Source organism: Paraburkholderia oxyphila NBRC 105797 (assembly GCF_000685075.1).
Taxonomy (GTDB): domain Bacteria; phylum Pseudomonadota; class Gammaproteobacteria; order Burkholderiales; family Burkholderiaceae; genus Paraburkholderia; species Paraburkholderia oxyphila.
Window position 1 is genome coordinate 1 of the sequence record NZ_BAYD01000023.1, and the last position, 21,495, is coordinate 21,495.

Annotated in this window: 20 protein-coding genes; 9 read left to right on the forward strand and 11 right to left on the reverse strand. The window is 63.8% G+C overall.

Annotated features, from left to right (window positions below; translation table 11 throughout):
* The 5 genes from BO1_RS17040 to BO1_RS17055 all read right to left on the reverse strand — a co-directional run.
* Positions 1–1,444, reverse strand: a 1,444-nt coding sequence (locus tag BO1_RS17040) for an NfeD family protein (RefSeq protein WP_028218594.1), incomplete at its 3' end; no start/stop codon positions are given.
* A gap of 118 nt (positions 1,445–1,562) precedes the next feature.
* Positions 1,563–2,126: a TonB family protein gene (locus BO1_RS57590; protein WP_167338354.1), complete on the reverse strand. Its 564-nt coding sequence runs from the start codon at positions 2,124–2,126 to the stop codon at positions 1,563–1,565.
* Positions 2,074–3,330, reverse strand: a complete 1,257-nt coding sequence (locus BO1_RS60220) for a hypothetical protein (RefSeq protein ID WP_167338355.1) — start codon at positions 3,328–3,330, stop codon at positions 2,074–2,076. The genes BO1_RS57590 and BO1_RS60220 overlap by 53 nt, the downstream gene beginning before the upstream one ends.
* Positions 3,331–3,637: 307 nt before the next feature.
* Complete coding sequence (locus BO1_RS17050; RefSeq protein ID WP_028218596.1) at positions 3,638–5,041, reverse strand: sensor histidine kinase; 1,404 nt, start codon at positions 5,039–5,041, stop codon at positions 3,638–3,640.
* Positions 5,028–5,693: a response regulator transcription factor gene (locus BO1_RS17055; RefSeq protein ID WP_028218597.1), complete on the reverse strand. Its 666-nt coding sequence runs from the start codon at positions 5,691–5,693 to the stop codon at positions 5,028–5,030. Before BO1_RS17055 ends, BO1_RS17050 begins: the two co-directional genes overlap by 14 nt.
* 99 nt (positions 5,694–5,792) lie before the next feature.
* Here BO1_RS17055 and BO1_RS17060 point away from each other — a divergent pair, with 99 nt between their 5' ends.
* Entirely contained in the window at positions 5,793–6,872 is a 1,080-nt protein-coding gene (locus tag BO1_RS17060) for an ABC transporter substrate-binding protein (RefSeq protein ID WP_084688011.1), read from the forward strand.
* Between the two features lie 86 nt (positions 6,873–6,958).
* Positions 6,959–8,278 (forward strand): MFS transporter, encoded by a 1,320-nt coding sequence (locus tag BO1_RS17065; RefSeq protein WP_028218599.1) that lies wholly within the window; start codon positions 6,959–6,961, stop codon positions 8,276–8,278.
* A 376-nt stretch (positions 8,279–8,654) separates the two neighbouring features.
* Here the strand turns inward: BO1_RS17065 and BO1_RS17070 are convergent, their stop codons facing one another.
* The 4 genes from BO1_RS17070 to BO1_RS17085 form a co-directional block, all read right to left on the reverse strand.
* A complete protein-coding gene (locus BO1_RS17070) occupies positions 8,655–9,764 on the reverse strand; it encodes an S-(hydroxymethyl)glutathione dehydrogenase/class III alcohol dehydrogenase (protein ID WP_028218600.1) in 1,110 nt (369 codons plus the stop codon).
* A gap of 61 nt (positions 9,765–9,825) precedes the next feature.
* A complete protein-coding gene (frmR, locus tag BO1_RS17075; protein ID WP_028218601.1) occupies positions 9,826–10,101 on the reverse strand; it encodes a formaldehyde-responsive transcriptional repressor FrmR in 276 nt (91 codons plus the stop codon).
* Between the two features lie 93 nt (positions 10,102–10,194).
* Complete coding sequence (locus tag BO1_RS17080) at positions 10,195–10,395, reverse strand: DUF2905 domain-containing protein (RefSeq protein ID WP_028218602.1); 201 nt, start codon at positions 10,393–10,395, stop codon at positions 10,195–10,197.
* A gap of 122 nt (positions 10,396–10,517) precedes the next feature.
* The gene (locus tag BO1_RS17085; protein ID WP_028218603.1) at positions 10,518–10,877 is read right to left on the reverse strand and encodes a winged helix-turn-helix transcriptional regulator; all 360 of its coding nucleotides are present in this window, start codon (positions 10,875–10,877) and stop codon (positions 10,518–10,520) included.
* Between the two features lie 159 nt (positions 10,878–11,036).
* Between BO1_RS17085 and gstA the strand changes: the two genes are divergently transcribed.
* From gstA to BO1_RS17105, 4 genes are all read left to right on the forward strand, one after another.
* Positions 11,037–11,657, forward strand: coding sequence for a glutathione transferase GstA (gstA, locus tag BO1_RS17090; RefSeq protein ID WP_028218604.1), 621 nt, complete (start codon positions 11,037–11,039; stop codon positions 11,655–11,657).
* Positions 11,658–11,694: 37 nt separating this feature from the next.
* A complete protein-coding gene (locus BO1_RS17095; RefSeq protein ID WP_043285150.1) occupies positions 11,695–11,910 on the forward strand; it encodes a hypothetical protein in 216 nt (71 codons plus the stop codon).
* A 143-nt stretch (positions 11,911–12,053) separates the two neighbouring features.
* A complete protein-coding gene (locus BO1_RS17100) occupies positions 12,054–14,525 on the forward strand; it encodes a DUF3772 domain-containing protein (RefSeq protein ID WP_028218606.1) in 2,472 nt (823 codons plus the stop codon).
* A gap of 197 nt (positions 14,526–14,722) precedes the next feature.
* Positions 14,723–15,793, forward strand: a complete 1,071-nt coding sequence (locus tag BO1_RS17105) for an MBL fold metallo-hydrolase (protein WP_028218607.1) — start codon at positions 14,723–14,725, stop codon at positions 15,791–15,793.
* 48 nt (positions 15,794–15,841) lie between these two features.
* On the opposite strand, the gene BO1_RS17110 is transcribed toward BO1_RS17105, so the two are convergent.
* Both BO1_RS17110 and BO1_RS17115 read right to left on the reverse strand, forming a co-directional pair.
* Positions 15,842–16,864 (reverse strand): SGNH/GDSL hydrolase family protein, encoded by a 1,023-nt coding sequence (locus BO1_RS17110; protein ID WP_028218608.1) that lies wholly within the window; start codon positions 16,862–16,864, stop codon positions 15,842–15,844.
* A 120-nt stretch (positions 16,865–16,984) separates the two neighbouring features.
* On the reverse strand, positions 16,985–17,728 hold the full coding sequence (locus tag BO1_RS17115) for a helix-turn-helix domain-containing protein (protein ID WP_245643814.1): 744 nt from the start codon (positions 17,726–17,728) through the stop codon (positions 16,985–16,987).
* A 321-nt stretch (positions 17,729–18,049) separates the two neighbouring features.
* Between BO1_RS17115 and BO1_RS17120 the strand changes: the two genes are divergently transcribed.
* The 3 genes from BO1_RS17120 (at position 18,050) to BO1_RS17130 (ending at position 21,390) form a co-directional block, all read left to right on the forward strand.
* Positions 18,050–18,319 (forward strand): H-NS histone family protein, encoded by a 270-nt coding sequence (locus tag BO1_RS17120; protein WP_028218610.1) that lies wholly within the window; start codon positions 18,050–18,052, stop codon positions 18,317–18,319.
* 91 nt (positions 18,320–18,410) lie between these two features.
* Entirely contained in the window at positions 18,411–19,835 is a 1,425-nt protein-coding gene (locus tag BO1_RS17125) for a DUF1254 domain-containing protein (protein ID WP_245643815.1), read from the forward strand.
* A gap of 22 nt (positions 19,836–19,857) precedes the next feature.
* Positions 19,858–21,390, forward strand: a complete 1,533-nt coding sequence (locus BO1_RS17130) for a DUF1254 domain-containing protein (protein ID WP_028218612.1) — start codon at positions 19,858–19,860, stop codon at positions 21,388–21,390.
* The last annotated feature ends 105 nt before the right edge of the window (positions 21,391–21,495 follow it).

A 21,495-nucleotide genomic window follows, 5' to 3' on the forward strand; every position in this document is an offset into this window, starting at 1 on the left:
GAACCGCAGCCGCCTGGGTGGCGGCGCCGGGCGGCTGGGCGAGCGCGGCGGCGGCGGTCGGGCGCTCGGGCTTCAGGCCATCGTCGATGACCTGGCCGATGCTGCCGACCATGGCCTCCGAGCCGGTCACCACGGGGCGCCGCCGCGCGCGCAGCGCCACGCTCGAGACCGCGGCGACGAACGCCGCGCCACCGAGCGCGAGACCCGCGATCAGCGGCACGGGAATGCCGTAGCCGGGCACATCGGTATTGATCAGCATGAGCGCGCCAACGGCAAAGGCGACGATGCCGCCAAAGCCGAGCACGCCGAAGGTGGGCAGGAAGGCCTCGGCGACGAGGCACGCGAGCCCCAGCATCACGAGGCCGAGCCCCGCGTAGTTGATGGGCAGCAGCTGCATTGCGAACAGGCCGATCAGCAGGCAAATCCCGCCGGCCACGCCGGGCAGCACGAAGCCGGGATTCGCGAACTCGAAGAACAGCCCGTAGATGCCGATCGTCAGCAGGATCAGGGCGACGTTCGGATCGGCCACGATCGAGAGGAAGCGGTTGCGCCAGTCGGGCACGACGTACACGAGCGGCGCATTCGCGGTGGCGAGGCGCACCGTGCCGGCCGCCGTGGTGACTTCGCGGCCGTCGAGCTTGTGCGCGAGATCGACGGGGTCGAGCGCAATGAGATCGACCACGTGCTGGTCGAGCGCTTCGCTGGAGGACAGGCTCACCGCTTCGCGCACCGCGCGTTCGGCCCACACGGCATTGCGCGCGCGCAGTTGCGCGAGGCCGCGGATGTACGCGGCGGAGTCGTGCATGACCTTGCGGGCCTCGGTGCTGGCGTTGTCGTCGGGCCTGGCGCCCGAGGCGGCGCCTGACGTGGCGCCCGACGTGGCGCCCGGCGGGGTGTCGGGTGCGGCGCCGGGCGTGGGCGCCGGGCCACCGCCGCCGATCCCGAGCTGGACCGGCGAGGCGGCGCCGAGATTGGTGCCGGGCGCCATCGCCGCGATATGGCTCGCATAAACGATGTAGGTGCCGGCACTGGCGGCTCGCGCGCCGCCAGGCGCGACGAACGTGGCCACCGGCACGGGCGAGGCGAGGATCGCCTTGATGATCTGGCGCATCGAGGTGTCGAGGCCGCCGGGGGTGTCGAGCTGGAGAATCGCGAGCTGCGCGTGTTGCTGCGCCGCATGCGCGAGCGTACGGACGATGAAATCGGCGCTCGCGGGGCCAATCGCGCCATTGACGGTCATGACGACGACGGCGCGCTGCGCCGCGGACGGCGCACGCTGGGCCTGAGCCAGGGCATTGAGGGCCGCAACCGCGGCGCAAACGACCAGCAGCGCCGCGAATACCGCGGCGCGTGCGATCCGCGCCGGCAGCGGGTGGCGTGCGTGGCGGGCATGGGGCGGAGGCGGGTCGTGCTCCGCCGCCCGGGTGGGGCGATGAGCGCGCATCGGAACGTCCGGACGGGCATTGGCCCGATATTTAAGAGTAGGTGGTTTTGGGGAAAAGCGGGAAGTGGGGGTGGGTGGTGCGGTGCAGCGTGAAATGTGACGTGGCGCGGACTGCCAATCAGAGACCTGGCCTGAGCGTTATCAAGAATGACTTGCGGGCCTGGCCGGTTTCATCCAGCGGCATTGGGTCCGCGCGTCTGACTGCACTGAGCGCAGCGCTGTCCCACCTCGCGTCGCTGCTTGCCCGGACAATTTTTGCCGACTCCAGGTTGCCCGATGATGTGCAGTGCACTTCGACTACCGTCTCGCCATGAACTACCGTGCCATCCCAGACGATGAGTGGACGTATGCGTTGACGCACCACCTCTGCGTAATCAAACACTTTCGGGGCGGCCGGTGATTGAAGCGAGGCATTGGGTGACGCACCGAGCTTCTTTGTCAGCGTCGTGAGCATCGACACAAGACGTTTCTGGTTTTCGATCTCTGTGAGCACAATCCAGTCACGCGCTGGCTGTGGTGTGCTACCGAGGGCATTCTGATAGAAACGTACTGCCTTGCACCATGCTTCTGGAGAAAGGTCCGCCTGTTTGCCGTTCATCAGCAGGGCGAGATCTTCTGTCTCGGAAGAATCACGTTTCAGGGCGTCTGCGATAGACGCCGAGAGTGCGAGTTTTCCCTGCAAACGCTGTGCCGCAGTCAGTTGCGGGGGGGGGGGGCGTGCTCTGTGCTGACTGTTTGAGAAAGTCGAAAAGCGTTTGCAGTTGCGCCTGAAGTTCGTCATCACTTTGCGTTGCCAGTGATAGATACCGTGACGTAATCACTTGCAGATTCCGTGTGCCGCCGCAATCCGGCGGTGCATTGCTAATAGCCCGCGCAGTCATGGCGGTCAGCCGATCACGGTCATCCCGCGAAATTCTCTCCATTCCGTCCAGCAAACCCAAGGCACGCGACGAGGCATCGGTGCCCACGACAGGCGAATTATTGTTGGGAAAAAAATAGGCTTTGATGTCCGGATCGGACGTGACTTTTTGTGCCCAGTTCACAAAGATCTTCGCTTTGGGGGAGTCTGGAGGAATACCGAGTTTCGCCAGGGCGGCCGCATCGATGGGCTTCCCGAACTCGAACGGGACAGCAGCCCCCAACGGAGACGAGTTTACCCGGCTCCCAGGAGAGACCGGTTGGCGAATGCTATCGATTGCCAGCGCGTTGCCCGTAGCCGCTACAACGCCACGCGCAGTCTGCGGTGCCGCGATGCTCGCCAGGGAAACTTGTGAACCCGAGTCGGGCTTTGCGTATGGCGGATCCGATTTGTCTGCGCGGCAGAGCATGCTATGTAATTGCTCAGGAGTAGGTGATGCTAACGCGGGGCCGCTAATGGAATAGGACGACTTGTCCGTTGAATTCACGACATTCTTGTTTCCATTGATCGTGACCGTACTGTTCGCGCGACCCGAATGGAAAAACCATCGCATGCCTCCATTTGTGCCTTGCTCAACCAGAATCCCGAAAATATCGCCGTTACCAGCAAGAGTCTGATAGACGCCATCACCGCGTGGCGAAATGCCAGAGGTCAGAATGCGCCCCTGCAGCCCCGCGTTGGTCGCCGTTCCCGACGCGCGCCGATAGCATCCGTTCCCCACGGACGCCGGGCCTTCGCCGTCTCGCTCGAACGCCGTGATACGACCATTCGGCTCGATTTCGATGAATCCATCGGTCTGCACTTTGACGCCATCTACCGTCAATGGATGCGCGGTGCTGTAGACGCCTGCCAACGAAGAAACGTTGTTCGCACAATTGCCTGTTGGGACGTAACCGGCGAGCCCCAGCGCGAGAAATGAAACGAGTACGGTGTGACTGGCGTTATGCAATGCAGACGTCAACTTCATGGTCTTCGATTCCCCCGGGTTCTCAAGCGTGCCGATGTTACTGCGATCAGCGCGCCAAGTGTGTCTTGAAATATAAATGAAAGGCCGAGCTGACCAACGCAAAGTAACGGCGCGTTCAGGTACTTGTGGAAGGGGATAACGAGCGGGGGGACCTTGCGTTGGGGCTGGGGGAGGATCTTGGATAGATCAGTATGAAGTCCTATATATCGACCCATGAGGCGATTCGCGGGACTGCTGCTTTCTCTTTGCTCCGCTACCATCACGTACCGTGAGTTCTCAATAGTCCGGAGGATTCCTGTTCGCTATTTCATGCGCTATTCTCGCTGCCCCCCGGAAACATCAACACAACCGCAAACCCACCCCCCTCCGGAAAATCAAACCCCACACGCCCACGATGCGCCTTCATCACCTCCTGCACGATCGCGAGCCCGAGCCCTGAGCCGCTGCGGCGCGGCGCGCCATCGGGCTCGAAGCGCTCGAACGGGCGCAGCGCGGCCTCCCAATGCTCGCGCGGGATGCCGCGGCCGTTGTCGGTCACCGTGAGCATGGGCTCGCCGCGCAGGCCGGCCACGCGCACGACGATTTCATCCGCATCGCCATGCAGCAACGCGTTGTGCAGGACGTTCGAAAACGCCTCCTGCAAGCTGATCGGGTCGCCGGCGATGGTCACGCTCGGCGCATCGCTTTCGAACGCCACCTGCACGTCGCGTTCGCCCGCCAGCGGGATCGTGCGCCCGATCGCCTCCCGCGCAAGCGCGACGAGATCCACAGGCTGCAGCGGCACGGCCTCGGTGCGATGGATCACCATCGCATGATTGAGCAGCTGCCCCGTCAGCCGGCCAACGTCCGAGCAGGTGGTGCGCAACGCGTCGAGTCCTTGCGCGTAGCGGGCGGGATCGGTCTCGCCGCTGAGCAGCTCGATCTGCGCGTCGAGCCGCGCGATCGGCGTGCGCATCTGATGGGCGGCATCGGCAATGAAGCGCTGCATGGCCGTCATGCGCTCCGCGAGCCGGCCGATGAGGCCGTTGATCGCGCCGATGATCGCGTTGATCTCGCTGGGCGTGTCGTGCTCCACGGGCCGCAGGTCGGCGGGGTCGCGGGCGGCAATGATCGTCTCGATCTGCGCGAGCGGGCGCAGGCCGCGCCGGATCGCCAGCCAACTGGCGCCAATGGCGAGCACGCTCATCATCAGGATCAGCGTCCACACCTTGAAGCTCATGTCGTTCGTCAGTTGCTGGCGCGCGTGCGTGGTCTGCGCAATCGTCACGACGGCCCAGCCCGGCGTGCGCTCCTCGGGCATGTAGCGGGCAATGGTGGCCGTGCGGATGCGCTGGCCCTGGTAGGTCCCGTTCGCGAAGGCGGGGCCTTGCCGCGCGGCCGCCGTGCTCGCCGGGCCGGGCAGGTCGCCGTAGCCGGCCACCACGACGCCGCGCGAATCGGTCACCTTGTAGTAGACGAGGTCATAGCGCGACAGCGAGGAGAGTGCGGCCACCGGTGGATTGAGCGCGAGCACGCCGCCCTGCACATAGAGATTCTCGGCCACCTGAATGGCGGCGCCGGCCAGCAACTGATCGTAGGCGCGCTCCGCGGCGACCCCCGCGTAGTAGCGCGCGATGAGCGCGAGCGCCAGCGCCCCCGAGGCCACGACCAGCGCGATGAAGAGCAGCGTGCGGCCGAGCAGCGTCTTGCGGAACCAGTCAAAGCGCGGCAATTTGATATCCCATCCCGCGTGCCGTGCGGATCTCGACCGAGCTGCCGTGCAGCTTCTTGCGCACGCGCGTGATGTACTGCTCGACGGCGTTCGCGCTGGGCTCGTTGCCGAAACTGAACAACTGGTTCAGCAGATCGTCCTTCGAGAAAATGCGTTGCGGGCGGCTCGCGAGGATTTCGAGCAGCGCGAACTCCTGGCGCGAGAGCGCGAGCGGCTGGCCGTCGAGCTCCGCGAGCCGGCTGCTGCGATCGATCGCGAGTCCGCCCACCTTGACGAGGTCATTGGCGTGGCCGCTATTGCGGCGCAACAGCGCCTGCACGCGCGCTTCGAGCTCGCGATAGTCGAAGGGCTTGACGAGGTAGTCGTCGGCGCCGAGCCCGAGACCGCTCACGCGATCGTCGATGGCGGAGCGCGCGGTCACGAGCAGCACTGGCGTCGTGGAGCCGGCCGCGCGCAGATTGCGCAGGATCGCGAAGCCGTCCATCGAAGGCAGCATCACGTCGAGCACGACCAGATCGAAACGCTCGACGCCAAGCAGGCTGTTTGCCGCCGCGCCGTCTGCCTCGAGATCGACGGCATGGCCGAGCCTCGTCAGACGGCTGCGCATGGCCGCGCCGATTTGCGCGTCGTCCTCTACGACCAGAATGCGCATGATGCCGTACCTGCCGTGTTGTTCATGATGGGATTTACGGGTTTTCCCGAGGGGCTGATCTCAGCATTTTCTCAGACTCGCCCGGTAACCTTGCGAACCATGATTACCAGAACGCGAGGAGACGGCAAGCCAGCGCAACGAGCAGGCGGCGCGCGCGAGCGCAAGGCGCCTTCGCTGCGGCGGCGTGCGCTCGTGGCGGCGGGGCTCGGTGCGGCGCTCGCTCCGGCGCTGGTGCGCTCGAGCCCGCGCACGGTGCGCATTTCGAAGGGCTATGGCCTGCTGTATTTGCCGCTGCTCGTGATGGAGCAGCGTCGCCTGTTCGAGCGGCATGCGGCGCGCGAGGGCATGAGCGACGTGAGCGTGGACTGGACGCTGCTCGACGGCGGCAACTCGGTGGACGACGCCATGATGGCCGGCACGCTCGACTTCGCGGCCGTGGGCGCACCGGGCTTCATCGAGCTGTGGGCGAGGGCGCGCGGGATTCCGAACGTCGAGGTGATTGGCGTGAGCGGGCTTTCCACGACCGCGCTCTCGCTGAACACGAACCAGCCGCGCATCGCAACGCTTGCCGACTTCACGAGCGCCGACCGCATTGCGGTGCCGGGCATCCGCACCTCGCTCGCGGCGGTGGTCTTGCAGATGATGGCGAGCAAGCTGCTCGGACCGAAGCACTTCGCGCAGCTCGACGCGATCACCGTGAGCCTGCCGCATCCGCAGGCGGTGCAGGCGCTGATCCGGCGCGAGAACGGCATCACGGCGCATTTCGCGTCGCCACCATTTTCGTCGCTCGAATTGAAGCAGCCGGGCATTCATCGCGTCGTCAATTCGATCGACGTGCTGGGTCCGCTGACGCTCGACGTGGTGTACGCGCCGAGACGCCTCGTGGATACCGAGCCCGCGCTCGTGCGGGCGTTCCTTGGCGCGCTCGACGAGGCGAACCGGTTGATCGCGCAGGACCGGGCGGCGGCAGCGGCCATCTACGTTGCTGCCTCGGGACTCGACGTATCGCACGAGGGCGTGATGCAGATGCTTGCCGCACCCGAGACGCGCTTTTCGGTGTGGCCTGAGCAGTTGATGGAGTACGTCGATTTTCTGTACATGGTGGGCACGATCAAGACGAGGCCGCGCGCGTGGAACGAGATGTTCGCGCCCGCGCTGGCCGCATTTCATCCCACGTAGCCGGCATGGCCCATTGAATTTCCGCTTGCGCCCGCAACACCGGGCACGGCAACTGGCAGACAAAATATAACCTGAAGGAGTCCATAGTGAACGCCGCCTCAACCCTCGACCATCAGCCTGCGGAGGAACGGCACGTCATGTCGAAGATCGCGCGGCGCCTGCTGCCGATCCTGGTCGTGATGTTCCTGATATCGTTTATTGACCGGCAGAACGTCGGCTTTGCGAAGTTGCAGATGGTGCACAGCCTGCATATGACGGAGACGGCGTTCGGTCTGGCGTCCTCGCTGTTCTTCATTGGCTATTTGCTGTTCGAGGTGCCCAGCACGCTGGCGCTGCATCGCTTCGGCGCGCGCGTGTGGCTCGCGCGCATCATGCTCACGTGGGGCGTGATTACTGTGCTGATGGGCTTCACGACCTCGATGCAGGTATTTTGCGGCATGCGCCTCGCGCTCGGCATTGCGGAGGCCGGCTTTTACCCGGGGGTGATCTACTACCTCACGCTGTGGTTTCCGCAAAGCTACCGTGCCCGCGTGCTTGGGGTCTTCACGCTTGGCAGCGCGCTTGCCAACATGCTGGGCTCGCTGGTTGGCGGCTGGCTGCTGAGCTTGAATGGCGTGTGGGGCCTCGCGGGTTGGCAATGGGTGTTCATCGCCACGGGCCTTCCCGCGGTGCTGGTGGCGGTGACGGTATTCAAGCTGCTGCCGGCCTCGTATCGGGAAGCGCGGTTTCTGAGCGAGCACGAGAAGGCGATTGTGGCGGCTGCGCTCGAGCGCGAGAAGCCTGAGCACGCGGAGCATGCGCAACCGTGGAAGGCGCTACTTGATCCGCGCGTGATGCTGTTCGCGGCGACCTACATGCTGATGTCGACCTCGCTCTACGGCGTGACCTATTGGCTGCCGACACTCGTGAAGTCATTTGGCGTGTCGAGCAGCACGAATGGGATGTTGAGCATGCTGCCGTGGGCGCTCTCGGTATTGCTGCTGTTGTATCTGCCGGGCAAGCTGCGCCGCGCGAAGAGCATATTGTGCGCGATCTCGATCGTGGCTGCGCTGGGCGCGCTGGGTTTCCTGCTGAGCCTGGTGTTGCCCACGACGCCGCTGCGCTTTATCGCGCTCGTATTTGGCGGCGCAAGTATTCCGCTGCTCTACCCGTGCTTCTGGTCGATGCCGCCGCGCTATTTCACTGGTGCGCGAGCGGCGGCCAGCGTAGCGGCGATCAACTCGATCGGCAATCTGGGTGGTTTTTTCGGCCAGAACCTGATGCCGATAGCGGGCAAGGCGACCGGAACGGCATTTGGGCCGATGATCGTGCCGATCGTCTGCCTTGCGGTGCTTGGCGTGGGCGCACTCATCGCGTGGGCCCGTTCGGAGCGCGTATATGCCGATGGGGCAGGCGCCTCAGCGTGAGGTGGGGGGGGGGGACGGGGCAGCCAGGGACGACGAATAGTTTAGCGAAGACGCACGAACCCAGAGGGTTTGGGAAATACCCGACGGCGCGCGAAGCGCCGCCGGAAGGATGAGCCCTTTGTCACCAAGGCGGAGTGTGCGAGAAGACGGATGCTCCGGAGCCGCTCCGATGGACAGGGCAGTGGTGGACGGCGTCACACTGGCGGTGTGAGCCGCTTTCTTTTGCCTACTTTTCTTTGCGGCTGCAAAGAAAAGTAGGTGCCGCCCCGCACAGGGGCAACGCTTGCGGCCCGCCGCGAAAACAAGTCAAGGCCAAATCGAAATAACTCACGAAAGAAAACGTGAATCAACTACCTGGCCCCCCAAAAACACCGACTCAATAGTGGACAACAGTCCGAATAGACTTACCTTCATGCATGAGATCGAAGGCTTCATTGATACCTTCGAGATCCTTGGTATGCGTAACGAACGGCGCGAGCTGAATGGTGCCGGCCATGGCGTCCTCGACCATACCGGGCAGCTGCGAGCGGCCTTTAACGCCACCGAAAGCGGTCCCGAGCCAGCGGCGGCCGGTAACCAGCTGGAAAGGCCGCGTAGAGATTTCCTGCCCGGCGCCGGCCACACCAATAACGACTGACTGCCCCCAACCGCGATGCGCACATTCGAGGGCCGCGCGCATCACATTAACGTTCCCGATACATTCGAAGCTGTGATCGACACCCCAACCAGTCATCTCAACGATCACCTGCTGGATAGGCTTTTCGTAATCCTTGGGATTGATACAATCGGTCGCACCGAAAGCACGCGCCAGATCAAACTTCCCAGGATTAGTATCAACGGCGATGATACGTCCCGCCTTGGCAATCTTGGCACCCTGAATCACGGCAAGCCCGATCCCGCCCAACCCAAACACAGCAACCGTATCGCCTTCCTGCACCTTGGCGGTATTCTTGACCGCACCGAGCCCGGTGGTCACCCCACACCCCAACAGACAAACCTGCTCAGGATTAGCTTGCGGATTGATCTTGGCGAGCGAAACTTCCGCCACCACGGTGTACTCGCTAAACGTAGAGCAGCCCATATAGTGATAGATGGGTTGGCCGTTATAGCTAAACCGGGTCGTGCCATCGGGCATCACACCCTTACCCTGGGTAGCCCGCACGGCCACGCAGAGATTGGTCTTCCCGCTCTTGCAGAACAGACACTCGCCGCACTCAGCGGTATACAGCGGAATCACATGGTCCCCTGGCTTCACGCTGGTCACACCTTCACCCACCTCCACAACGATACCGGCACCCTCATGCCCGAGCACGACGGGAAAGAGCCCTTCCGGATCATCACCGGAGAGCGTAAACGCATCGGTATGGCAAACGCCGGTGTGCGTGATCTTCACGAGCACTTCGCCCTTGCGGGGCGGTTCGACGTCGATCTCGACGATCTGGAGCGGCTTGCCCGCCTCGAATGCGACTGCGGCACGTGATTTCATAGCAATCCTTACAAATCGAATAATTGACGAAAAACTGCGTGCGCGGGGCTGATGCCATGCGCTAGCGTAAATAGGTCCGCACGAGCGTCACGACATCGTCGATCGATCCCGCCGCGGACTCCGTTGACCCCGTCAGTTGCGTGAACTCCTCGCGCAGATGGCTTTCGAGCACGCCCGCCATCACCCCGTTGATGGCGCCGCGGATGGCCGCCAGTTGCTGCAGCACCGGAGCGCACTCGGCGCCTGCTTCGAGCGCGCGCTCGAGCGCGTCCAGCTGCCCGCGAACCTTGCGGACGCGGGTGAGGACTCGTTTTTTTTCTTCAGGCGAATGGGGCATGGCGTCACCGGAATCGTGATACTGGGAGGCAGTATAAGGGAATACTGCCTGGGAGTATAGGGGCGAGTGTCAACCCCCGTGAAAGCCACTGCATCAATGCCGCAAAAGCCATAGCAGCACGGATATCACGGCGGAAACCAGGATGCCGGTGACGATCGGGAAGTAGAAGTCGAGGCCATCGGTGACGATATGGACGTCGCCGGGCAGCCGGCCGAACGGGATGCGAACGAGCCAGCGCCACCCGAGACCGGCAAGCACGCACACGATACCAATGACGATCAGGAAACGATTCATGGGGCGCGATCACCTGCGAAGCGCGGATAAATCCATGATAGGCGCGCGCGGGCGAACGGGGGAGTCACGGGCGGCCGGGTGCGTGGCCAGATCGGCCGAGGCCTTCCAGTCGCGCCCGCGGGTCATGCGGGCGAAGTCTCTTTCCAGGCGGCCAGCAGCTTCTGACCGACCGATGCGAAAACGTCAATCGCGGGAAGCAGTTCGCGTCCGAGTGCCGTGAGTTCGTACTCCGCGGACGGCGGCGAACTGTCGAGTTTGCGCCGCGCAATGAGGCCCCGCGATTCGAGTTCGTGTAAGCGCTTGCTCAGAATACGCGCAGATATGCCCGGTAGATCGTGGCGCAGTTCGCCAAAGCGGCGTGCCTGGTCACGGAGTTGCCAAATGACGTTCAGAGCCCAGGCCCCGCGCAAGAATCCAAGTGCATCGGTCACCTGGCAGGCGGGTGGCGCAGGCGCTTTGTTTTTCCGGACAGCCAAACCCATCGTTGCGTGTCTCCCGCGCCTTGGTAACTTTGGAGTTACCGGATTATATCGGGCAAGCTGCACCTGATTGCGTCGAGACCGAATAACATCCGATGCGCGTGATGACCTGTGCGGAATCGGTTATCGCGCGAATATCTTGGACGCTAATCAGGAAAGCCTATGAAGCTCTATTATTCGCCCGGTGCATGCTCGCTCGCACCGCATATGGTTGCGCGCGAAGCGGGTCTCGCGCTCGATCTCGAGAAAGTCGACATCGCGACCAAACGCACGGAACGGGGGGCCGATTTCCGCGCGATCAATGCGAAGGGCAATGTGCCCGTGCTTGAACTGGACAATGGCGAATGGCTGACGGAAGCCCCTGCAATCATGCAGTATCTCGCCGACATGAAACCCGAGCGCGAACTTGTCCCACGCAATGGGTCGATGGCGCGCTACCGTCTGCAGGAATGGCTCGGCTTTATCAATTCGGATATGCACAAAAGCTATTCACCGCTCTTCAATCCTGCAACAAGCGAATCGGTACGCGCGGAAAAACGTGAAACGCTTCAAGGACACTACGCGTTTGTGGCCCGGCACCTGGCCTCGCAGCCATGGTTGATGGGAGAGCGCTTCTCCGCCGCCGATGCTTATCTTTTCACCGTGACGAACTGGGCGCCGCACGTTGGCCTCGATCTGTCCGGCCTGACTCCCATCGTGGCGTTTCAGCAAAGGGCGGGGGGCCGTCCCGCGATTCGGGAAGCGCTACAGGCCGAAGGGTTGCTTCAAGACATGCCGGCGTAGAAAGCCGGCAGACATGGCATCTGCTGCCGCAGGTACCATGCGTGGCAAACGCATGCTGTCTCTGTTATATCGCGTGCCCATCGCCACTCGCCGACTGCCGATCATGGATGAATTCTTCAACCGTCTCTTCCATTTTCAACCGTCGCTGCTCGCGACGCTGACCGCCGCCGGTCTCGCGCTTGCGGGCAGGGCGGCGGAGAAAGCCCCGGCGAGCCGCGGCGGCGGTGCGGGAGCCGCGCTCTCGCATTCCTGAAGTCAATTCCCCTTCTAGCGGGAAATCGTTCCTTACCCCGTCATCGGGGTCGCCCCATCGAGGGGCAGACCATGGAACGGTAGTGCGCGCAGCAGTCAGGGCATAATTCCGTACGCAAACGCACTGTAATATTTGAAAGCTCCATGGCCTTAAAACGACTAACCGCCTTCGCGCGTCAGCTCGCGCTGATCGCGCTTTTGTCCCCGCTTTTGTCTCTCGTCCCTGTCGCCCCTGCATGGGCGTTTCCCGGCACCGGGAGCGCCGCGAGCGCCAGCGCGGTGGACGCCGCGACGGCGCCCATTTCGCTGAACGACGCCCTCGCGCAGCTCAAGCAGATGCAGTTCAAGCAGGACAGCATCAAGCAGCAGACTTCGACGGCCACCAACAGCAAGGATCTCGACGCGCTGGCCGGCGCAACCCAGCAACTGAGCGCCGACGTCGACAAATTGCGCAGCCAGCTCGTCCCGCTGCGCACGCAGGTTCAGGCCCAGCTCGACGTGCTCGGGCCGGCGCCGGCCTCGGACGTGACGCCCGGCACCCACGCGGTCGCCCGCCAGCGCGACAGCCTGACTGCGCGCAAGGACCAGATCGACGCCGTGCTGAAGATGGCGGACGACCAGAAGAGCAATCTCGACATACTGACCGCGCAGTTTGCGAAGCTGCACCGTGGCTTGCTGAAGAATCAGCTCGCCCTGCGCTCGAGCGGCATTTTCAGCGCGCAGTTCTGGGTGCCGCTCTTGCATCGCTCTCCTGAAGATGGCCAGCGCCTCGACGCGTTCGATGCGCAAGTGCGCGCCATGCTGCACTCGGTCTGGACCCCGGGGCAGCGCGCGCTCACCTTGCTGCTGCTGGGCGCCGCGCTCGCGATCTGGCTCGGGGGCCGCAAGCTCATGCAGCGAGGGCTGGCGTGGATCTGCCTGCATGGGTTGCCCGCCACGCGTTTGCGCCGCAGCGCGCTCGCGTTGTCGACGGCCATCGCCACGCTGGTGGCGACGGGCATCGCGCTCCAGGTCTTCTATCTGGCGGTGGCGCGCCACTTCGAACTCACTTCCGCGCTGAGCGACCTGTGGGACGAGCTCACGAAGCTCATGCTCACCTGCGCGCTGATCTCGGGGCTCGGCCGCGCGCTGTTGTGCACGCATCACCCGTCGTGGCGGCTGCCCTCGCTGGCCGATCCCGTGGCCCGCGCGCTGCGGCCGTTTCCGAGCACGCTCGCGGCGCTGCTGCTCGTCTCGGGCACGGTCGAGGCGATCAACCGCATCGTCGACACGAGCCTCTCGGTCACGCTGCTCGGCCGCGGCATCGTCTCGCTCGTGACCGCGCTGACCATCGGCGCGGCGCTGCTGCGCGCGAACCGCGTGCGCAGCGCGCTTGCCGCGGCCGGCGAGGCGCCGGAATCGCACTCCACGGTCGCGGGGCTGATTCACGCCGGCACCGCGCTGGCGATCATCGCCTCGCTGATCGCGCTGGTGATCGGCTACATCTCCGTTGCGCGCTTCATTACCTACGAGCTGGTCTGGTTCGAAATCGTGCTGTGCAGCATCTACGTGCTCACGCAATTGAATCGCGATATCTGCGCCAGCCTCTTCAGCGCGCATCTGGCGACCGGCAAGCAGCTGAAGAATCTGCTCGGGCTCGACGACAAGCATCTCGAACAGGTGCAGACCGTGCTCTCGGGCCTCGGCACGAGCCTCCTGATGCTGCTCGCGGTCGTGGCGCTGCTCACGGGCGGCTTCGGCACGACGCCGGCGGACCTGATCAATAGCTTCATCGGCATCATTGGCGGGCAGCGGCTCAAGAGCCTGAACATCATGCCCGAGCGCATCACGAACGCCGTGATCGGGCTCGCGGTTGGCATCTATCTGCTGCGCTCGGTGCGCCGCTGGCTCGACAAGGAATTCATGCCCGCGCTCGGCATGGACTCCGGCATGCGCATGTCGCTCATCACGCTGTTCACGAACGTCGGCTACGTGCTGCTGGTGCTGATGACGCTGTCGCTGCTCGGCGTGCGCTGGGACAGCCTCGCGTGGATCGTGAGCGCGCTCTCGGTCGGTATCGGCTTTGGCCTGCAGGAGATCGTGAAGAACTTCGTCTCGGGGTTGATCCTGCTGACCGAGCGCCCGGTGAAGGTGGGCGACATGATCAGCATTGCGGGCGTGGAGGGCGATATTCGCCGCATCAACGTGCGCGCGACCGAGATTCAGCTCCCCGACCGCTCGACGATGATCGTGCCCAATTCGCAGCTGATTTCGCAGAATGTGCGCAACGTGACGATGGGCGACAGCACTCAGGGCGTGGCCACGCTGGTGCTGACGTTCCCGCTGGACACCGATCCCGAGCGGGTGCGCGACCTGCTGCTCGACGTCTATCGCGAGCACCCCGCGGTGCTGGAGACGCCCGCGCCCTCGGTGACGTTCAGCCAGCTCACGCCGGACGGCATCACGCTCAGCGTGACCGGTTATGTCGGCAGCCCGCGCATCGCCACCTCGACCAAGAGCGATCTGCTGTTCGCCATCCTGAAGCAGTTGCGTGCCGCGGGAATTACGCTGTCGAATCCGCGCACGCTGCTGGTCCAGAACGTGCCGATGAAGAACGACGCATCGCACAACGCATAACGCGCGCCAGGCGCATGCGTGCGCCCCCGAACACACCCGGGCTTGTCGACTGCGCCGGCTTGAACGATGGGCCTCTGCATCTGCGAAAATCGAGCGAGAATTGGCCTATGCGCGCCAGCCGGCCGCCATCATCCGGGCAGTGACCCGATGATGGCGGCGGCGAGGACAGCCCGCCTTTCTTCCTTGCGAGGTCCGCGATGATCTTTCGCCAGCTTTTCGACGCCGTATCGTCCACCTATACGTATCTGCTCGGCGACGCCGAAAGCGGCGAGGCGCTGCTGATCGATCCCGTCTACGAGCAAGTGCCGCGCGATCTGGCTTTGCTGCAAGAGCTGGGCTTGCGGCTTCAGGCGACGCTCGACACGCATGTGCACGCCGACCACGTGACGGGCGCGTGGCGCTTGCGCCAGCGTTGCGGCAGCGAGATCGCGCTCGCCGCAACGGTGGGCGCCGAGGGCGTGAATCGTCCGCTACGGCATGGCGATCGCGTGGCCTTCGGCAAGCGCCACCTGGGCGTGCGCGCGACGCCGGGGCACACGAGCGGCTGCCTGACCTATGTGCTCGACGACGAGAGCATGGCCTTCACCGGCGACAGCCTGTTGATTCGCGGCTGCGGCCGCACCGATTTCCAGGGCGGCAGTCCGCAGCAGCTCTTTTCTTCCGTGCGCGAGCAGATCCTGACGCTGCCCGGCGACTGCCTGCTCTATCCGGCGCACGATTATCGCGGCATCACGGTCACGAGCGTGGCCGAAGAGCGGCGCTTCAATCCGCGCCTGGGCGGCGACGTCGATCTCGGCGACTTCGCGGGCTATATGAACAACCTGAATCTGCCGCACCCCAAGCAGATGGCCGTCGCGGTGCCGGCCAACCTGCGCTGCGGCAAGCCCGAGGGCGAGGCGCCGGTGGCCGAGACGCCCGACTGGGCGCCGCTGATATTGCGCTTCAGCGGCGTATGGGAAATCGAGCCCATGGCGCTGCTCGAGCACGCGGCGAAGTTCCAGATCGTGGACGTGCGCGAGGCGCCCGAGTTCATCGATCAGCTGGGCCACCTGCCCGATGCGAGGCTGGTGCCGCTCTCGCAGTTGATGGGCCGGCTCGACGAGCTCGACCGCGAGCGGCCCGTGGTGGCGGTGTGCCGCTCGGGCGTGCGCTCGGCCCAGGCCAGCGTGCTGCTGACCAAGGCGGGCTTCGGCAAGGTGGCCAACCTCGCCGGCGGCATGCTGCGCTGGAAGGCCGAGGGCTTGCCCGTTGCGACGGACAGCGTTTGATCGGCTCCCGGTCGCGCTTTCGCCTTGGTGGCCAAATTAGTGGCCCATTTAGTGGCCAAGTCCCGACTGGGCGATCTGCTGCTCCACGAATTGAGCGAAGAGGGCGTGCAGATGCGTCGTCGGGTGGAGATCGTCGGCGAACATATACGTCTGATCCGCATTGGGCGTGACGTAGGTGGGCGGCGAGCACAACAGGGCCGTGTCGTCCGGAGTTTTCGAGGGATCGCAGGCCTGTGCCGTGTTGGACACCGTAAAGCCATTCGCCTGGTAATTCGCGATCGTCTGCGTGATCCACGTATATGAATCGATCTCGATGACCTTGCCTTGCAGGCCATTGCTCTGCAACGCGGCGTTCAACGTGGAGTTGAAAAGTTGGGATAACTGAGTGAAGTTCGCGCCGCCGTCGGCCGCGGCGAGGCCCTTCGGCGAGAGGCCGATGTTCGGCAAATTGACCACCACGACGTGGGTGGCGCCGGCCTGGACGATCTGGCCGACGATCTGTGCGAGCGTGGTGGCCGCCTGCTGCACGGTGGTATTCGCAGCGGGCGGCGTGCCGGCCCGCAGCACGTCGTTTGCCCCGGCCCAGACGAGCACCAGTTGACCGGCATTGAAATTGCCATGCGCGGACAGGTAGCTCGAAACCTGCTGATTCACGGGCATTTCGATATTGCCGATCACGTCGGTGAGGAAGTCATACTGGTTGGCCGGCGTGGCGACCGTGGCGCCGCCCTCCGCGTAGCCAAAGCCGCCTTGCGCGCTCAGCCGGTGATCGATGCTGATCGTGAATGCGGCGTTCAAGGTGTCCCCGTAATATTGCGCGACGTCCTGCGTCCACACTTGCCCGGGATTGGTCGTGAAGCGGCCGCCGCCTACCGCGCTGGCGAGTGGTGCATAGGTGCCCACGTCGGAAAGGCTGTCACCAAACGAGACAATTTGCAGTTGCACGCCGCCCGGCGGATTGTTTGTGGCGCTGCCTCCACCACTCCCACCGCCGCCACCGCCGCAAGCCGCGAGCAGTGCTAGCAGGAGTGCAGATATTGCACTGCGCACGCCGTTGCCGATTTGTCCCATCGCGCCTCCCCGCCGCTCAGGGCGGCTGCGCCCGCGTGGCTCGCGTCTCGCCAGCCGCACCACGGACTCGTGGAAGGAGTGGAGGCAAAAAGAGTGCCCGCCCCCGGCGACCAGGGGCGGCTAGCGGCGGCTGCGATTCAAGGTGTCGCTTGGCAGTTCGCCGAATGTCCTCCGGTAGTACTGCGAAAATCGGGGCAAGTGGCGAAAGCCCCATTTCGCGGCCACAGTGGCCACCGTGCACGCCGGAGCCGCGCTCAGCAGGTCGCGCAACGCACCGTTGAGCCGTGCATTCATGAGCCACCTTCCCGGCGTCATGCCGACGCTGTCGTGAAAGATCAACTGTAGCGAGCGCAGGCTGTAACCGCTGCGTCGTGCGATTTCGGCGAGCGCAATATCGGCTGCCTCATCCGACAGCGCCAGTTGCTCGCATGCGAGGATCAGATGGTGATGGCGCTCCTGCGCCGATGATAGCGTGGACTTGCGGGCCGGCGCCGCATCGCAGAGCGCGTCGACATACCCTTCGAGCAACGACCGGCCAATCGTACTTGCCAGTTCCGGGGCGATTCCCCCGGCGTCCGCGAGGCGCCGGGCGAGGCCCATGGCGTCGTCGGCCAGCACGGTGAGCGCGGCGCGGCCGCGCGCGAGCAGGCGCACCGAGGTCGCTGCGCGTCGTGGCAATTCCAGCGGCCGTCCCATGCGCAGCAAGGCCGTTTCTTGAAGCCGCTCTTCCGACACCACGAAATTGACCCATCGGGACGATGCGCCAGCGTGGTAAAGCAGTTCAACGCCCGCTGGATACACCTGGACATCGTCTTCTTCGATCGCGGCGGTGTTGTAGCGGGTGACATTGGCGCCTTCCGCCACGAAGCCAACGCAGATTGCATCGCGCGGCATGCTGCCTCGCGCGATCACCGGAAAATCATAACAACCCGATTCCAGTCTCACGTCGCCGAGCGCAAGGCGCTGATGCTCCATTTCGGTTCGTTTTGCAGACAATAAACGGTGTTCGAAGTGTCCGCCGTAAACGACGTCAAAAGCCTGTGACGGTTCGAAACCCGAATATGCATGCCGGAAATAAGTTGGCTGAAATGACACGTCGAATTCTCCCGAGACTTTTCGCTTTTCGGATAACGCATTTTTCCGCCGTCGCTTATTGTATGACCGTGCAGCGTACAGGTGGAGTGAATGGCGAAAACCTACCCGATGGTGAAGGCGCGGCTGTGCGCTCTGGAAGCCGAGGCTGAAGCATTGCGTCGCCGGGAATTGCCGGATGTGGTGGCCGACATGCGCCGCAAAATCAAAGAATATGCCATCACCTCCCAGCAGTTATTTGGCCCCGAATTGTCGGATCTGGTCCGGTACCGGGATCCCCAGACAGGGCAGACGTGGAACGGCATGGGGCGTCCTCCGAACTGGATACGTGGAAAGGATCGCGGACCCTTTCGGGTGGGCTAGAAGGCTGGTTCGTCTATGCAGGGTTTTCATAAAAGGAACATTGAGGGGTTTTATTTTGAAAAACGCAACGAGGCAAGTGGTTTGTAGTTCGTTGGCCCTCCTGCTCGCGAGCGCTTCCGCCTTCGCGCTGGCACAGCAGGCGACGGCGATTCCCGCGAGCACCATCGGCGCGCCGCCCGCCAACATCGTCATGACAAAAGAGTATGTGGCGACGGTCGGCCGGATGGCGTATCTCTGGGGCTGGCCGCTCATCAATGCCCGCCATCGCCGCGCGAGTTTCAACAAGGCGCCGGAGCCGGGCCGCCTGGGCGGCGTATTGCCGGTCGCGCCTACGGGCTATATCACGATGCTCACGGACTATATTTCCCCCGAGGAGCGTTTCGTCACCTGCCCGAACCAGGATGTGGTCTATGGCTTCGGCTTCGCGGCGGTGGACAAGGACCCGGTCATCATCCAGGTGCCGGACTTCGGCAAGCGTTTCTGGGTCTATGCGCTCTATGACGCGCGCACCGACAGTTTTGGCGGACTCGGCAAGCAATACGGCACGAAGCCCGGCATGTACATGGTGGTGGGCCCGAACTGGAAGGGTACGGTTCCGAAGGGCATCACCAGGGTATTCCATGCGCCAACGGATCTGATCGGCATGGCGCCGCGCATTTTCCTCGACGATACGGCCGAGGACCGCAAGGCGATCCAGCCGGTGCTGGACAAGATCGCGATTTACCCGCTCAGCCGCTATACCGGCAAGCTGCAGACCCGGGACTGGTCGAAGGTGCCGTCGTTCCCCGCGCCGGAGGGCCAGGGCTCGGGCGAGACGAAGTGGGTCGATCCCGAGACGTTCTTCGACGAGTTGCCCGACGTGCTTCGCGAAGTCCCGCCGCTGCCGGGTGAAGAAGCGCTGTACGCGCAAATGAAGGCCGTGCTCGATGCAGCCGCGAAAGATCCCGCCATCAAGGACCAGCTCAAGCAGATTGCGATCGACACGGACAAGAGTCTCGTTGGCCCGCTGTTCCAGTTCAGCAACAACGGCGTCCCGGTGGGCCATGGCTGGACGACGGCGCCCAACGGTGGACGCTTCGGATATGACTACGTGACGCGCACCGCCATCGCGCGCTCGAACATGTACGTCAACCGCCCCGAGGAGACCCGTTACTTCTACCTCGATGTCGACAGCAAGGGCACGCGCCTGAATGGTGCGAACCACTATACGGTCACCTACAAGACGCTGCCGCCGGTAAACGGTTTCTGGTCGTTGACGGTGTACAACGAGCATCACCTGTTCGAGCCGAATTCGATCAATCGTTACTCGCTCGGCACGAAGAACAAGAGTTTGAAGTACAACGCGGATGGCTCGCTCACCCTCTATGTGCAGAACGAATCTCCCGGCGCCGACAAGGAGTCGAACTGGATCCCGGCGCCCAAGGGCGATTTCTCGCTGTATCAGCGGACCTATTGGCCCAAACAGGACGTGATCGACGGCAAGTGGACGCCGCCGGCTGCGGAAAAGAGCAACTGACCATTGTGTGCGAGAGAACAGGATGAAGAAGAAATTGGCTAACCGCCCGGTCCTGGCCGTTGCACTGGCTGCCTCAGTTTGCGCGGCCGGTGCGTCCGCACAAACGAGCCGCTTCGATGCGCTCGCCAACAGCGCGTTCGCCGAGGGCCGTCCGACTGAACAGACGGCAAAGACGCTGACCGACGAATTGACGTTCCAGCGCGCGACCCAAACTTACCTGTGGGGCTTGCCGCTGCTCAACACCATGGGGATGCGCGATGGCTTCGCGCAGGCTTATGGCACCGGCTACAACAAGATGGCGATCTGGGCGAAGCGTCTCGATGCCAAGACCCTCATCACGACGCCGAATTCCGATCTCATCTACGGCATGGTGTTCGTCAACCTTGCCGACACGGGACCGCTGGTCTTCGAGGCGCCGCCGAAACTCCAGGGAATCCTGCTGGATATGTGGCAACGCCCGATCCCGGGGCCGACCGTCAACGGCACGGCCTATGCCGGCGACATCGGCCTGCCGGGCCCCGATGGCGGAGCCGGCGGCAAGTTCCTGATTCTGCCGCCGGGCTACTCCGGCGATGTGCCGTCGGGCTACTATGTCTACCGCTCGCAGACCAACAACATCTTCATTTTCCTGCGCTCGTTCTATCAGTCGCTCGACAATATCGGCCCGGCGACGGATCTGCTCAAGCAGTCGGTGCTGTATCCGTTGGGCAAGAAGGACAGTGCCGAGAAAATGGCATTCTTCGATGCGTCGGGCAAGCCGCATGACATGCTGCCGCGCAGCGACCTGAGAGCCTTCGAAGACTTCAAGTACCTCGTGGACACCGAGGGCAGCAATCTTGCCGATCCGGACTGGCTCGGCATGCTTGCCGGCCTCGGCATCGCTAAAGGCGTGCCGTTCCAGCCGGATGCGGCCACGAAGAAAATCCTGGCCGACGCGGCCAAGACAGGCTACAAGACCAGCCGCGTGATTGGCCTGAAGGCCGACAAGAGCCTGCGCGTCTACGCCGATCGCCAGTGGGTGAACCCCGTCAACAACATGACGTCGCGCTGGCCGAACTCGGCCAACGACCTGGGCTTCACGTCCAACAAGGGCGGCTATCGCGACATCGACGGACGGATCTGGTTCTTTACGGACTACTACTCGATCAGCCCGGGCATGGTGTCGATGACGCCAGGCAAGGGCGCGTTCTACATGATCGGATTCGATGACGCGTCGGGGCAGCCGCTGGTGGGCGATCACAGCTACAAGGTCACGCTGCCGGCGAACATTCCGGCGAAGCTCTTCTGGTCGGTCACCTTGTACGACGCGTCGAACGCATCCGGGCTCGACAACGGGCAGCCTTTCCCATCGCTCGGCAAGCTCAATCATCCGAAAGAAAACGCGGATGGCTCGACGACCCTCTACATCGGGCCGAAGGCGCCGGAAGGCGAGAAGGGCAACTGGCTCGCAACGGTGCCTGGCCGTGGCTTCTTTGCCATCCTGCGCCTCTATGGGCCCGATCAGCCCGCACTCGATGGCAGCTGGAAGCCGGGCGACATCGAACGCGTGAAGTAAGGCGGGCGTGGGCGCCAGGGGCGTCCGCGCGTCGGGGCGTTCCCGGATGCCTTCGCGTTCTTCATAGCCGCGCCGCCCGACTCCGCGGCGCCAGCCGCTTGCGGT

What these genes read in the sequence shown, in the direction of transcription:
- BO1_RS60220 (WP_167338355.1), bottom strand. Translation starts at nt 3,330, where the DNA reads ATGAAGTTGACGTCTGCATTGCATAACGCCAGTCACACCGTACTCGTT.
- BO1_RS17055 (WP_028218597.1), bottom strand. Translation starts at nt 5,693, where the DNA reads ATGCGCATTCTGGTCGTAGAGGACGACGCGCAAATCGGCGCGGCCATG.
- BO1_RS17060 (WP_084688011.1), top strand. Translation starts at nt 5,793, where the DNA reads ATGATTACCAGAACGCGAGGAGACGGCAAGCCAGCGCAACGAGCAGGC.
- BO1_RS17070 (WP_028218600.1), bottom strand. Translation starts at nt 9,764, where the DNA reads ATGAAATCACGTGCCGCAGTCGCATTCGAGGCGGGCAAGCCGCTCCAG.
- frmR (WP_028218601.1), bottom strand. Translation starts at nt 10,101, where the DNA reads ATGCCCCATTCGCCTGAAGAAAAAAAACGAGTCCTCACCCGCGTCCGC.
- BO1_RS17080 (WP_028218602.1), bottom strand. Translation starts at nt 10,395, where the DNA reads ATGAATCGTTTCCTGATCGTCATTGGTATCGTGTGCGTGCTTGCCGGT.
- BO1_RS17085 (WP_028218603.1), bottom strand. Translation starts at nt 10,877, where the DNA reads ATGGGTTTGGCTGTCCGGAAAAACAAAGCGCCTGCGCCACCCGCCTGC.
- gstA (WP_028218604.1), top strand. Translation starts at nt 11,037, where the DNA reads ATGAAGCTCTATTATTCGCCCGGTGCATGCTCGCTCGCACCGCATATG.
- BO1_RS17095 (WP_043285150.1), top strand. Translation starts at nt 11,695, where the DNA reads ATGCGTGGCAAACGCATGCTGTCTCTGTTATATCGCGTGCCCATCGCC.
- BO1_RS17100 (WP_028218606.1), top strand. Translation starts at nt 12,054, where the DNA reads ATGGCCTTAAAACGACTAACCGCCTTCGCGCGTCAGCTCGCGCTGATC.
- BO1_RS17105 (WP_028218607.1), top strand. Translation starts at nt 14,723, where the DNA reads ATGATCTTTCGCCAGCTTTTCGACGCCGTATCGTCCACCTATACGTAT.
- BO1_RS17110 (WP_028218608.1), bottom strand. Translation starts at nt 16,864, where the DNA reads ATGGGACAAATCGGCAACGGCGTGCGCAGTGCAATATCTGCACTCCTG.
- BO1_RS17120 (WP_028218610.1), top strand. Translation starts at nt 18,050, where the DNA reads ATGGCGAAAACCTACCCGATGGTGAAGGCGCGGCTGTGCGCTCTGGAA.
- BO1_RS17130 (WP_028218612.1), top strand. Translation starts at nt 19,858, where the DNA reads ATGAAGAAGAAATTGGCTAACCGCCCGGTCCTGGCCGTTGCACTGGCT.